Source organism: Sphingobacterium sp. JUb20 (assembly GCF_004342035.1).
Lineage (GTDB): Bacteria > Bacteroidota > Bacteroidia > Sphingobacteriales > Sphingobacteriaceae > Sphingobacterium > Sphingobacterium anhuiense.
In genome coordinates this window covers 91,954-106,471 of record NZ_SLYV01000017.1, presented here as the reverse complement: position 1 = coordinate 106,471, position 14,518 = coordinate 91,954, and the positions used below count along the sequence as shown (strand labels likewise).

The following is a 14,518-nucleotide window of genomic DNA, read 5'->3' as shown; positions in this document are numbered from 1 at the left end:
TAGTTACTAAGCGTAACTTAAACTCGAAATCATATTTCTGTTTTTTGCTCATAAAAATGCCCCAAATAAGTGTCTAACTTTTTGGGGCATGTCTAATAAAGTGGCCTTTTACTTATCATTTCATCTCATTTTTCTCCTCTATTCAATTAGATTATTATCTTTGTGTTTGAAAATAAAAAAAACAGCAGCAAATCACTTTGTTTTACACTTAGTTTCTTGTCAAGAATAGAATCACTGACATTGGATTTAGCTAAAATGACTGTCGCACGCATATAATATATAAAGTTCTATCCGTAAGAATCATGATTAATCCGTATCTTTTATAGAGAGATGCTAAAAATATTATTTTATTAATACGCTATTTTTTACAAGCAAATTAAACTGTTATAATTTAAGTACACACAACCCTTACTATAATATTTTTTTAAAAGACGAATGAGAGCAACAAAAATTGTTACCCTTACAGCCTTACTAGCGACCTTAGCCTGTGCCACAAAAGCGCAAGAACGAGATGATAGAGCTACTATCTTAAATTTCAAAGGAATTCAATTCCATAGCAAAGATTCCCTTTTCTACACAAACTTCAGATTTAGAATGCAAAACCGTGCCGGTTTCACAGAAAAATTAGACGGAGAAAAGAACGGGGAATGGGATGCGCGTGTACGTAGACTTAGAATGCGGGTCGATGGTTACATCTACACGCCTAAGATTAGCTACTCATTACAATTAGCTTTTACAAGAAGTGATCAAGATTTCGATGAAACCGGTATTCCAAATATTGTACGTGATGCCGTTGTATTCTATAACTTTACTGACGATTTCTACATCAGTTTCGGTCAAAACAAATTACCAGGAAATAGGCAACGCGTCAATTCATCTGGACAGCTCCAGTTTGCAGATCGTTCCTTAGTGAATACCAGGTTTACTTTAGATCGTGATTTCGGTATGAGTGCCAATCTGAGTAAAAAAATTGGCGAAGTACCTATTAATGCAAAAGTTGCTATATCAACAGGTGAAGGCAGAGCTGCAAGCGGAACAGATGGAGGCTTATCTTACACAGGTAGGGTAGAATTTTTACCATTCGGCAATTTTGAAAATGGAGGCGATTATTCCGAAGGGGACATAGAGCGTGAAGAAACACCAAAACTATCTATTGGGGGAGGTTACAGCTTTAACGACAGAACAACCCGTATAGGTGGTCAAACGGGTAAATATGTTGAAAATCCTTTTACTTTAAAGACCAGCTTTATAGATGCAATTTTTAAATATCAGGGTTTTGCTTATCAAGCCGAGTATATGCGTCGTGATGTCGACAATCCAATGAACATCGATTTACAGGGAAATACCGCCTATGCTTATAAAGGTTTTGGAGTTAATCAACAGATGTCTTACCTGATGAATCATGGATACGAGGTGGTAAGTCGCTATACCTTTGTCCAACCTCACAAAGATATTCGGACATATGAAAAACAAACAGAAATTATTGAAGCTGGTATTAACAAATATATGAAAGCACATCGCTTAAAATTTAATTTGAGTGGTAATTATACTTTTAAAGATGGTCAATTTGACAATGCCGATCAAAAGAACTCCTGGGGGTTTCTATTTCAGGTTGAGTTAGGAATTTAACGATAAAAAAGGTTCAGTTTTAAACAACTGAACCTTTTTTATCTTTTATTACTCTTCATCCAACTCTTCGAATTTTTGTAAATCAGATTCAGCGCCTACTTTATCACCTAAAGATTCCCGTATTGCAGCACGATACTGATAAAGATCTGAATAGTAAGGATTCAAGTCTATAGCACGATTATAATCCAACAAAGCCTCTTCCTGCTTTCCTATACGTTCGAACATATCTGCGCGAAGTACATAAGGATAAAAGTCATCCTTCATTAAGGCGATCAATTTAGAATAATCGACGATAGCATCTTCAAATTTCCCTAATCTTTCAAAAAGCGAAGCCCGCTCCTCATATATGGCAGTATGTTCAGGATTCAGAGAGGCTGCTTTTCTATAATCCTCAAGTGCGGCGTCATGTTCGTGTAGACATTCCAATAACTTTGCTCTTAAAATATAAGCAGAAACACAATTTTCATCAATTGATAAAGCTTGATTACAATCCTCAAGGGCTTCTATATACAACGTTAATTTGCTGTAGATTGCCGCACGGTAAACATACCATTCTGCTTGATTATCCGCCATATTGATTCCTTGAGAATATAAACGAATAGCTTTTTGATAATCATAAATGTGTACATATTCCAAAGCGAGCTTCGTTAAGACATCCAATCGTTCTGGATCTTGTTCCCAAGTGCTTTCCAATTCCTGAAGTTCCAGCTGATCCACTTTAAGGGTTTCTAAATAGGAAAGATGCTCATGCCACTCTAGCAGACTGTGATAATTGAAATCGAGACGTTTTGCGACTTGATAATCATAAAAAGCTCCCTCATCATCATCTAAACATCGATTCAGTACACAGCGACTGGCATAAAAATAAGGTTCTTTGGGGAAATCAGTAATCGCATTTGAATAAATCTGAATAGACTTATCAAAATCTCCTTTCATAAAATAGCATAATGCCAAATAACTATATCCTAATGCTGTTACCTGGACTTTTTGAGCTTCATAAAGATATTTTGTTGCATCATCATGACCGGCTTGCATACTTAGCATACCTTTTAACAAAAGTGACGCAACAGGTTCCAATCCCTTAGCAACGTCCAATTCACTCAAAATATCTCGATACTCTTCTTTTATGTTAATATTAAAATTTAAAAGCTCCCGGATCGGTAAATATGCAAAACTAGCGAGTAAAGTAGTAGTCCCTCCCTTTACACTAAAATCTACTCTAATCCGCTCCTCACTAAATAATTTCCGAAGTATATGTTGAATCTGTTGCATATACAAAGGTACAAGGATGTATAGCAAAACAGAAATATATTTCGCTATTCCATTTATTCTGCAAATGAAAAACAAATATTCCTACAAAACGAAAAGGCTTAAACTATCAGTAGTTTAAGCCAGTTCTATTTTCATAGGGTAGTTTTAGACTAATTCGTCACTATATACATAGCGAATCTCCTCTCTGAGATTATAGCGTGAAGACATTACTTCACCATATGCACCAGCGGTACGTATAGCAACAAGATCTCCTCTTTTCGATAATGGCAATGTGACCTCTTTTCCAAAACAATCGGAGCTTTCGCAGATAGGTCCTACAACATCATAATTGATAAGTTCTGTTGCATTTGCATCTCCAAGCTTTTCTATTTTATGAAAAGCCTGATATAATGCAGGTCGCATCAATTCAGTCATACCTGCATCTAATATTAAAAAGTTCTTCTTAACACCATTCTTTACATAAAGTACTTTACTGATTAAAGAACCACATTGCGCAACTAATGCACGCCCTAACTCAAAATGGACTTCCTGTTGTGGAGTTCTTTCTAAGAATTTATCAAAAATATCAAAATATGCTTCAAAATCAGGAATTGCATTCGTATCTGGGTTATGATAATCCACTCCCAGTCCACCTCCAACATTTAAAACTTTGATGATGACACCACGTTCTTCAAACCAATTTTTCCATTCATTCACTTTCACACATAGGCTCTTGAATACATTCATATCTGTTATTTGAGAACCGATATGAAAATGTAAACCAATAAGTTCGATATTCTCACACTTCCGTATCACAGCTGCAGCTCTTTCAAGTTCCGCATTTGTAACACCAAATTTATTTTCATCTAATCCCGTTGTGATATAATGATGGGTATGTGCATCTACATTAGGATTAATACGTAATGCTACTTTAGCTTTTCTTCCCTGAACAGCAGCCAACTCATTGATCACCTCCAATTCCTGAATAGACTCGACATTGAAAGCAAAAATATCGTGCGCTAAAGCAAGATTAATTTCCTTATCAGACTTACCTACACCAGCAAAAGTGATCATTTTTGCATCAAACCCCGCATTAATAGCCTGTTGCACCTCATTTCCACTTACACAATCTGCTCCAAAACCTTTACTTTGGATCATTTCAAGCAAACGGCTGTTGAAATTTGATTTCAAAGCAAAATGCACATGGAATCCACGCTTACTGGAAGCGGCGTAAGCCGCATCCAACGTTTCTTCCAAAACGTTCAGGTCGTAGTAATAAAAAGGAGTTTCCTTTCCTACGAACTGACTCTCTATATTTTCGTTTTTCATTTTGGTTATTTCAATTAAAATAAACGGTTGTGTAACGAGCGTAATGCTTCCACTTTATGATCCGTGTCCAACAGAACTGATACATTATAATCCGAACCTCCATATGAAATCATTCGGACCGGTAAGTGTTTTACAGCATCCAATACTCGGGCCGCATACCCATGTGTATTCAAGTCAAAATCACCTACCACACATACGATGGTTTGATGTTCATCCACCGACACAGTCCCAAAATCTTCGACTTCTTTAATAATATCCTGTAGATTTTTCGTATCGTCTATCGTTACAGAAACAGCAACCTCCGATGTTGTAATCATATCAATTGGTGTCTTATAACGTTCAAATATTTCAAATACACGACGTAAAAAACCATAGGCCAAAAGCATACGTGAAGAATGAATATGAATAGCTGTGATTCCATCTTTAGCGGCTATTGCACGAATACTCCCCTTTTGACCACCTTCTTTACTAATAAGCGTACCTTTAGCCTGAGGATCCATCGTATTCAACAAGCGAACGGGTACATTATATTTTTGAGCAGGAAATACCGATTGCGGATGTAAAATTTTTGCACCGAAATAAGCTAATTCTGCCGCTTCGTCAAAACTCAAATGCGCAATTGGGGTTGTATTTTTTACGATTCTCGGATCATTATTATGCATTCCATCGATATCGGTCCAGATCTGAACCTCTTCAGCTCCAATCGCAGCACCGATTAATGATGCAGTATAATCTGATCCTCCACGACGTAGATTATCTACCTCACCAAAAGAATTACGGCAAATAAAGCCCTGCGTTATAAACAGCGTATTATCAGGATAATTGTCAAGCAAAGGAGTCAATTTCTCTGTTATATAGTCTACCACAGGCTCATTATCCTCGTCAATCTTCATAAAATCTAATGCCGGTAATAATACGGATGGAACATTTATTTCTGTCAGATGAAAATGGAATAAAGCAGTTGACATCAATTCCCCCTGTGCTAGAATGATCTTATCTTCTACAGGAGTAAAAATCTCATGTGCAAAACTTTCAATAAAATTAAAATGCGAATCGATTAAGCTCTTGCCGTTTTTATATCCAGCTTCAGTTTTGAACAATTCCTTAATGAGGTCTTCGTACTTGTCTTTATGCTTCTTTATTAATTCCTTCGCCAAGTTCTTATCATCTGCAAGATATGCTTGACCAATTTCTACTAAAGCATTTGTTGTCCCAGACACAGCTGACAACACCACAACTTGACGCTCAGAAGGGTTTACAATATCTAACAACCCTTTGATGCGCTCTGCACTACCGACAGATGTACCACCAAATTTTAAAATTTTCATACTGAATTACATTATATTTAAATTTTGCCGTGAATATAGGCAATTACTTAGTTTTTTTGCAAAAAAATGCGGCACAAATACATAATGTTTTTGTGCCGCATCATTTCATTATGCGGAAGATTACTTCTTAAGATTCTCGATAATCAATTGTGCCAATTCAACACCGATACGTTCTTGCGCTTCATTTGTTGCGGCACCAATATGTGGTGTCAAAGAAATTTTTGGATGTTTCAAAATCTCCAATCTCGGAGTAGGCTCATTGTCAAAGACATCTAATCCCGCAAAAGCTACCTTACCAGAATCCAAGGCTTCAATTAAAGCAAGTTCATCAATTACACCACCACGGGCAGCATTAACTAAACCAACTTGATCTTTCAACAATGCAAATTCAGCTTTACCTATTGCTGGCTTATCTAAGAAAGGAACATGTAAAGTAATAAAGTCAGAAGTTTTCAATAAATCTTCCATTGACACTTGATCTACTGGTAATTCCACTTCAAATCCTTGAGTCAGGGATAAAGTTAAAGTTTTAGGCCCATCAGCTAGATCATAATACACAATATCCATCCCAAGACCTAATCCAATCTTCGCTGTCTCACGTCCAATACGTCCAAAACCAACCACACCCAATGTTTTCCCTCTCAGTTCAGTTCCGCCTGCATACGCTTTTTTCAAAGCACCAAACTTACTCTCCCCAGATAAAGGCATTTGACGGTTTGAATCATAAAGGAAACGTACTCCATTTAATAAATGAGCAAATACCAATTCTGCAACTGATAAGGAAGAAGCAGCTGGTGTATTCAACACCGCTATTCCTTTGGAGCGTGCGTAGTCGACATCAATATTATCCATGCCGACGCCACCACGTCCGATCACTTTTAGGTTTGGACAAACATCAATTAAGGCCTGTCTAACTTTCGTTGCACTACGTACCGTAATGGCATCGTAAGCTTGTAATTTTTCCGCTAATTCTTCCTGCGGAATATGATTTGTATCTACTTCAAATCCGGCATCCTCCAAAAGTTGTTTTCCAGCTGGATCGATACCATCATTTGCTAATATTCTCATGATATAATTTCGATTTTATTTTTTCAATTCTTCAAACTCTTTCATTGCATCTACCATAGCATTGATGCTTGTTATCGACAATGCATTATAGATTGATGCTCTAAAACCACCAACTGAACGATGACCTTTAATACCGATCAGTTCACGTTCTTTAGCTAAAGCCAAGAACTCAGCCTCTAATTCTGCAGAATCCATGACAAAAGTAACATTCATACGAGAACGATCTTCTACGGCAGCAGTTCCTTTGAAGAATGGGTTACGATCAATTTCATCATACAACGTACGTGCCTTAATAATATTCTCTTGTTCAATAACCGCTACACCACCTTTTGCTTTCAACCAGCGTAGGTTAAGAAGAGATACAAAGATGGAGAAAACAGGCGGCGTATTGTACATTGAATCTGCCGAAATATGTGCAGTGTAATCCAAAATAGATGGAATAACACGTCCCGTTTTACCTAAAATCTCATCTTTAACGATTACTAAAGTAGCGCCTGCAGGACCCATATTTTTTTGTGCTCCCGCATAGATAAGATCAAAATCACTCACATTAATCTCACGGCTCAAAATATCCGAAGACATATCAACGACAATTGGAGCACTTGATGCTGGAACATCAAATACTTCAGTTCCGTAAATTGTATTATTTGACGTATAATGAAAATAAGCTGCATCAGCAGGAACAGTATATTGCTTTGGAATATAGGTGTAATTTTTATCGCTCGATGACGCAACCACCTCTACATTTCCAATCTTCTTTGCTTCTTTAATTGCTTTTGAAGCCCATACACCCGTATCCAAGTAAGCTGCTTTACCATTTTCAGGCAACAAGTTTAACGCTACCATTGCAAATTGTAAACTTGCACCTCCCTGTAGGAACAAAATAGAATATCCTTGCGGCACATTTAACAATTCGCGAACCAATTTAGTTGCTTCATCCAAAACTGCTTCGAATTCTTTGGATCGATGCGAAATTTCTAAGATGGATAAACCAGTATTATTAAAATCAATTACAGCTTGTGAAGCTTCTTGAAAAACTTCCTTTGGCAGAATGCAAGGACCTGCTCCAAAATTATGTTTCATCGATATATAGTTTGTTTTTTTTATACTTTTCTACGGTTCGACTAAGCAATCGTTTGCTTTCCGAAGATCAAAGGTACAAGTTTTCTTACTTAAATTTCAACAAAAAATCAATATTAATGAAATTTAGAAAAAAGTAACACCGAAATGATAAAAAGATAACATAAAATACTTGAAAAAACATTAAAAATGATATTATGTCTAACCTATAATAAGATCACTTTCCACGCTTGCTCAACCTCTCCTCTTTTTAATAACATCTGTGCATAAAGCTGTAAATGTATCAAACGACTATTTTCATCACCAATAAATGCATTAAGGAGATCGAAAATCTCTGGTTCGTCACGGATAGTATCAATCTCAATATCATCTGGTAATTGTTCAACACGAAGTAACTGCTGTAATTCTTCCTCTGTAAATACAGAAGAAACTTTAACAAACGGTGGTAAATCTGAAAATTGCATATAAAAAAAGCTGACCTTTAAATAAAATTCAAAGGTCAGCTTTATCTAGCATATTCAAAATAGCTATTATAACTTTTCGATCATACGATCCGCAAATTCACTTGTTTTCACAAGCGTTGCATCTTCCATTAAATTATAAAAATCAACTGTTACAGTTTTGGCTTTAATTGTTTCGCTCAATGCTTTAACTATAGCATCCGCCACTTCTTGCCATCCCATATATTCGAACATCATCACACCACTTAAAATTACCGAAGAAGGATTCATTGTATCGGTATTTGCAAACCGGGGTGCGGTACCATGCGTCGCCTCAAAAACAGCATGCCCAGTATTATAATTGATATTTGCCCCAGGAGCAATACCAATACCCCCAACAATAGCAGCAAGGGCATCTGAAATATAATCGCCATTCAAATTCAATGTAGCAATAACAGAATAATCACGCGGATTTAGTAAAATCTGTTGCAGAAAATTATCTGCAATGACATCTTTGATCAACAGTTTACCAGCAGCCAGGGCTTCCTGTTGCTCAGCATTAGCTGCAGCATCCCCTTTCTCCGCTTTAGTCCGTTCCCATTGACCCCAGGTATATGTTTCCTTAGCAAATTCTGTCTCGGCCAATTCATAACCCCAATTTTTAAAAGCCCCCTCTGTAAACTTCATAATATTGCCTTTATGAACCAAAGTCACAGAAGGTAATTTATGCGCTAAAGCATGTTCAATAGCTGCACGTACAAGCCGTTTAGAACCTCTTTCCGAAACCAATTTAATTCCCACCCCCGTATCATTCGAAAAATTATAATCGACATGAAGTTGAGTACGAAGAAAATCTTGAATTTTAGTCGCATCTGCTGTACCCGACGCAAATTCAATACCTGCATAAATATCTTCCGTATTTTCACGAAAAATAACCATATTAACATATTCCGGATGCTTAACAGGTGATGGAACACCCTCATACCACTTTGTAGGACGTTGGCAAACAAACAAATCTAATTCCTTACGCAAGGCCACATTTAGAGAACGGATACCACCCCCTATCGGCGTTGTTAACGGTCCTTTAATACCCACTAGATATTCTTTCAGTACATCAAGTGTCTCTTCTGGCAACCACGCTCCAGTTTCATCAAATGCCTTCTCTCCAGCCAGTACCTCTTTCCATTCAATTTTCCTTTTACCACCATACGCAACTTCTACCGCACGATCAAAAACCCGAACCGAAGCACGCCAAATGTCAGGGCCTATACCGTCGCCAATAATAAATGGAATGATAGGCTGATCAGGTACCTGTAGCGGTCCATCCAGAGACTTTGTTATTTTACTTGCCATAGTTCAGTTTATTTATCTTTATTGAACATGTTTCCAATTTCTTTACTAATCTTTCTGAAGATCGGAGCCGCTTGCACATCTTCATATTCATCAATATGTTGATTGTCCACCCGACTCGGAAATACAAGGACCACATTTTCATTCTGATGAATACGTTCCAATTTCTTTGCCAAACCGTCTAAAGAATCACGGTAAGATACCTCACCATAACGCGATGAAACATAAAATAAAAATGCATTATCCTCTCTAAATGACTTTAACCCCTGCATATGATCCCAATCATCATAGATCTTAAAATTAACAGGAACTGAATTTTTAATTTCTTCCAGAAATATTTTAGTGGCCTCTTCAGTACGTTTATCACACACAAAAGTGACCGAAATTGTAAGCTCCTGTCCTAATTTAAGCACTTTCTCTACCCAATATTCAAATCCGAATTCGGATTGGGCCAAAGGTGGTACGAATACAATAATTTTATTATGTGTAATAAAAGGCTTCTTAAATTGACACATCATAACATTTGCAGAAGTACGGTTTAAAATACTTTCAGACTTCTCACCAACTATTTTATCTACAAAATTACTTGCACTTGGCCATCCTAATAGAATACAGTCAGCCATCACCTCTTTTGCACTACGGCTAATTCCACTAGGAATATTATAATCAATCGTAGTAGCAATACTTACTTCGGTTTCACTACCAGAGGCATATTTTACAATATTATCCAAATTTTTACGCGCTATTGCCATATTCTTTTCCGCTTGCTCATTATCCTTAACGACGGAAACAATACTTATTGGATAATGTGATTTTTTGCTTCGCATCAATGTAGCAAAATCCAAAAGCGGTTTCATGTTCTCCATATTTGCTAATGGTATCAGAATATGTTCATCATGTTCCTTCACAATATTGATATGGCTTTCGTCCTGATCTCCATCCATTACTATTTTTTTCGATGCCCCTTCTGTCACAATAGTTGCAACAATACAGGTTACCAAAATCAATAAGATTGTACCATTCAACACATTTTCATCGATAATCTCATTTTTATACCCGACCATGATCACAGCAAGAGTTGCTGCGGCGTGTGAACTACTCAATCCAAAAATAACATTTCGCTGCCCTGAGCTATACTTAAAAACCAATTGGGTCATCCATGCGGCTCCCCATTTACCCAAGATGGCAACAACTGTTAGTGTTGCCGCAACAATTAAAGCCTCCGGTCCGCGTAGCAGCACACTGACATCCACGATCATACCTACGCTTATTAAGAAAAACGGAATAAAGATCGCGTTTCCAATAAACTCAATACGATTCATCAGGGCGGACGAATGCGGAATTAACTTATTCAATGCTAATCCTGCAACGAAAGCACCAATAATTGGTTCAAGCCCCGCGATTTCAGACAAGAATGCGGCAAAGAAAACAATTGATAAAATAAAAATATAATGCGAAGTTTTTTCACTTTCAATACGTTCGAAAAACCATTTCGCAATGCGAGGAATCACACCAAACATGATAAAAAGGAAAATTGCGAAAGATACACCTAAAGTAACCCAAAATTCCTGTCCGATATTCCCTTGCGAGGCTCCGGTGATTACTGCCAAAATAATCAGAACAGCAGTGTCCGTTAATATAGTTCCACCTATAGTAATAGCTACAGCTTCATTTTTAGAAATACCATAACTGTTTACAATCGGATAAGAAACCAATGTATGAGTAGCAAACATGCTGGAAATCAAAATGCTGGCTAAAATACCATAATCCAAAAGATAAAAACACACCGGGAAACCGATAGCAATAGGAATAATAAACGTGAAAAAACCGAACCATAAACTCTTATGCTTGGTTTTTTTAAACTCATTCATATCTAGTTCCAGACCAGCTATAAACATAATATAAAGCAAACCTATCGTAGAGAAAAGGTCCACTGCAGAGTTTTTCTCCAACCAGTTCAGTCCATGCGGACCAATGACAACACCAGAAATAATCAAACCTATAATGCCCGGAACTTTAATTGAACGTAATAAAATGGGCGATAATAAAATGATAAATAAGACGAGCGCGAAAATGAGTACTGGACTTTTTAAAGGTGCTTCGAAAGCATGCGATAAGTGATCTAATACGTTTCTATTCATAAATATATAAGCTAAATCTAGTATACATTTGAGTAAGATTTCTGGCAGAAATCCCCTTATCAAACTTCTAAAAGTAAAATATTTATTTCGGAACTACAATTAAAGCACTTATTTATTTGAAAGAGATCGCGCGAATTGGGCTGATTTTAGTGATCAATAGAGAAGGGATAAACAAAGCTAACATTCCAATAATTAATAGCGAAACATTGATTAAAATGATATCCGTCCAAAACAACTTGACAGCTACATAAGAGATGTAATAGGTTTGCTCATCTAATTTGAAAAAATGAGTATAATCTTGAAAGAAATATAAACCCAATCCTATAAAGTTACCCAATAATAAACCTAAACCAATCAAATAGAGCGCATTATACATAAAAACACGACGAACTCCATTATTATGAAAACCAAGTGCTTTTAAAATACCGATCATAGAGGTACGCTCTAAAATAGTAATCAGCAAAGCCGAGACCATATTGATGATAGCAACTAAAGTCACTAATATAAAAATAATAGTAGTATTCATGTCTAGAAGATCTAGCCATTGAAAGATATCTGGCACCTGTTCACGGATGCTTATAGCATGCATATCCATTGGGACCAGATCATCAAGCTCATCAGTTGTTTGTTGTAGCTTTGAAAAATCTTGAATACGAACCTCATACCCCCCCACAGCTGTACTATCTAAATTATTAAGCTTACGAATTAAATCTAAAGACCCTATTACATAAACCTTATCCAATTCTTCAGAACCTGAGTTATAAATTCCTTTAATCTCAAATTTTCGCTTACGAATAGGCTGTTGAACGAAATACATAATAAAATCATCACCAACCTTTAGCATCAACCTATTGGCAAGATACTTAGATATCAAAATTTGTTCTCCAGGTCCATCTTTTTGTTTTAGATTTAATGTATCACCCTCGACCAATATCTTTTTTAAATAATTTTGATCGTAGCTGATATCAACACCCTTTAATAAAACTCCCTCCACCTCATCGTTAACATTGATAATCCCAGGTTTTGTAGCAAAAGAATTTACACTAACTACATTTGGATGATTTTTAACCGAATCCCACTGTATAGAATCTAAAGCAATGGGTGAGTTTTCATAGGAATTGTTCAGATCGTATCGCAAGACCATGATATCACCAAAAAAACCACGCTGTTTAGCTGTAATTTCCGATTTGAATCCTCGCAATACACCAACAGAGAGAATAATTGCAGCAATTGCCAGAGCTATTGCTCCTATAGTAATGCGCACAATCAATTTGGAAAAAGTTCTTTTTCCTAAAAAAGTGATTCTCTTGGCTAAAAAGTATGGAAAATTCAAGCTTTTAAATTATTTATGTAACTTCGCAAAGTTAAAAAAAAATGTGAAGCAGCCTATTTTATTCCTGTTGTTTCCATCATCTCAGTATTAAAACAACAAAACATAGTCTATTATGCGCATCATATTCATGGGAACCCCGGATTTTGCCGTCGCTTCATTAGATGCACTTGTGCAATCTGGTGAAAATATTGTAGCTGTCATAACAGCACCTGACAAACCAGCAGGTCGAGGACAAAAACTTCATCAATCTGCAGTCAAAGTATATGCTGAAGCTCATAATATACCCGTATTACAACCTGTCAAATTAAAGGATGCTGATTTTCTAGAAGAACTGCGATCTTACCAAGCAGATTTACAAGTAGTCGTAGCATTCCGAATGCTACCAGAAGCTGTCTGGAAAATGCCTCCGTACGGCACGATCAATGTCCATGCATCGTTATTACCTCAGTATCGTGGCGCGGCACCAATTAACCATGCCATCATCAACGGGGAAGAAGTTACTGGAGTATCCACATTTTTATTGCAACATGAAATTGATACAGGAAGTATTTTACTATCTAAAGAAGTTACAATTGCACCAGATGACAATGCCGGAATTTTGCATGATAAACTGATGCATACAGGAGCTGAAATACTGCTCAAAACTATAGCAGGTTTAAAAAACAATACACTTACACCAAAAGCACAGAGCAACTTATTAGCGGAAAGTGAATTAAAACATGCACCTAAAATATTTAAAGAAAACTGCCAAATTGACTGGAAAAAGGATGTCGACAGCATTTATAACTTGATTCGTGGCCTAAGCCCCTATCCAGCAGCATTTACCAGCCTAGATAATAAAGTATTAAAACTATATACAGTATCCAAAGAATATGCAACCCCAGATATTGCACAGGGAGATTATAAAACGGATGGAAAAACTTATCTTAAATTTGCAGGCAATAACGGCTATATCAGCGTAAAGCAATTACAGATTGAAGGTAAGAAAAAAATGGAAATCATTGACTTCTTAAGAGGGTACCGCTTTTAGTCGCTTTGCTCCTCCTCTTTCGTTACCTCGGCCGTATCCGCGACATATTCCATGATATCTGCTGGCTGGCAATGCAATGCATGACAGATAGAAGCCAAAGTATCCAAACGCAATGCTTTGGCTTTTTGATTTTTAATAATCGAAAGGTTTGACAGTGTGATGCCTACCCTAGCACTAAGCTCATTCAATGACATTTTGCGATCGCGCATTACTTTGTCTAAATGTATAATAATTGGCATAATCAAAATTATATGTTTATTGAAAAACATGTATTTCATAAAAAAGTTTTGGTCATCGAAAATTTAATTTCTTGTAGAATCAAATGTATCATTTTTTTTTAGAAATTTAGTTTTTCAATACTATTCTTAGTCGCAATTCCGTTACACAAGCAAAGCGCATTCATTACCAAATGATTACATATTTATTTAGAAGTTCAAACACTATTATGACCGAATTCAGTCATTTTGGAATAATTTTTGTTGCGTTATAAAGTAAATAAAATTCCTCATAATCAACAAGATATAATCACATATCAACAA

12 protein-coding genes are annotated in these 14,518 nt (G+C 36.5%); 2 read left to right on the top strand and 10 right to left on the bottom strand.

Annotated features, from left to right (window positions below):
• Positions 1–435: 435 nt before the first annotated feature.
• Positions 436–1,629, top strand: coding sequence for a porin (locus EDF66_RS23360; RefSeq protein ID WP_132845466.1), 1,194 nt, complete (start codon positions 436–438; stop codon positions 1,627–1,629).
• Positions 1,630–1,677: 48 nt separating this feature from the next.
• Here the strand turns inward: EDF66_RS23360 and EDF66_RS23355 are convergent, their stop codons facing one another.
• From EDF66_RS23355 to EDF66_RS23315, 9 genes are all read right to left on the bottom strand, one after another.
• On the bottom strand, positions 1,678–2,901 hold the full coding sequence (locus tag EDF66_RS23355; RefSeq protein WP_132845465.1) for a tetratricopeptide repeat protein: 1,224 nt from the start codon (positions 2,899–2,901) through the stop codon (positions 1,678–1,680).
• A 144-nt stretch (positions 2,902–3,045) separates the two neighbouring features.
• Entirely contained in the window at positions 3,046–4,209 is a 1,164-nt protein-coding gene (gene lysA / locus EDF66_RS23350) for a diaminopimelate decarboxylase (RefSeq protein ID WP_021189496.1), read from the bottom strand.
• A 14-nt stretch (positions 4,210–4,223) separates the two neighbouring features.
• Positions 4,224–5,537, bottom strand: a complete 1,314-nt coding sequence (locus EDF66_RS23345) for an aspartate kinase (protein WP_132845463.1) — start codon at positions 5,535–5,537, stop codon at positions 4,224–4,226.
• 120 nt (positions 5,538–5,657) lie between these two features.
• Entirely contained in the window at positions 5,658–6,605 is a 948-nt protein-coding gene (locus EDF66_RS23340; RefSeq protein ID WP_021189495.1) for a D-2-hydroxyacid dehydrogenase, read from the bottom strand.
• A gap of 15 nt (positions 6,606–6,620) precedes the next feature.
• The gene (serC, locus tag EDF66_RS23335; protein WP_132771094.1) at positions 6,621–7,688 is read right to left on the bottom strand and encodes a 3-phosphoserine/phosphohydroxythreonine transaminase; all 1,068 of its coding nucleotides are present in this window, start codon (positions 7,686–7,688) and stop codon (positions 6,621–6,623) included.
• Between the two features lie 203 nt (positions 7,689–7,891).
• On the bottom strand, positions 7,892–8,149 hold the full coding sequence (locus tag EDF66_RS23330) for a hypothetical protein (protein WP_021189494.1): 258 nt from the start codon (positions 8,147–8,149) through the stop codon (positions 7,892–7,894).
• Between the two features lie 66 nt (positions 8,150–8,215).
• Positions 8,216–9,478, bottom strand: a complete 1,263-nt coding sequence (gene icd, locus EDF66_RS23325) for an NADP-dependent isocitrate dehydrogenase (RefSeq protein WP_021189493.1) — start codon at positions 9,476–9,478, stop codon at positions 8,216–8,218.
• A gap of 8 nt (positions 9,479–9,486) precedes the next feature.
• Positions 9,487–11,616, bottom strand: a complete 2,130-nt coding sequence (locus EDF66_RS23320; protein WP_132845462.1) for a cation:proton antiporter — start codon at positions 11,614–11,616, stop codon at positions 9,487–9,489.
• Positions 11,617–11,728: 112 nt separating this feature from the next.
• Positions 11,729–12,949 (bottom strand): ABC transporter permease, encoded by a 1,221-nt coding sequence (locus EDF66_RS23315; RefSeq protein ID WP_132845460.1) that lies wholly within the window; start codon positions 12,947–12,949, stop codon positions 11,729–11,731.
• A gap of 112 nt (positions 12,950–13,061) precedes the next feature.
• On the opposite strand from EDF66_RS23315, the gene fmt reads away from it, so the two are divergent.
• Positions 13,062–13,979, top strand: a complete 918-nt coding sequence (gene fmt / locus EDF66_RS23310) for a methionyl-tRNA formyltransferase (protein ID WP_132845458.1) — start codon at positions 13,062–13,064, stop codon at positions 13,977–13,979.
• Here fmt and EDF66_RS23305 read toward each other — a convergent pair.
• Entirely contained in the window at positions 13,976–14,218 is a 243-nt protein-coding gene (locus EDF66_RS23305; protein ID WP_021189490.1) for a helix-turn-helix domain-containing protein, read from the bottom strand. The two genes, fmt and EDF66_RS23305, sit on opposite strands and share 4 nt — an antisense overlap.
• Positions 14,219–14,518 lie beyond the last annotated feature (300 nt).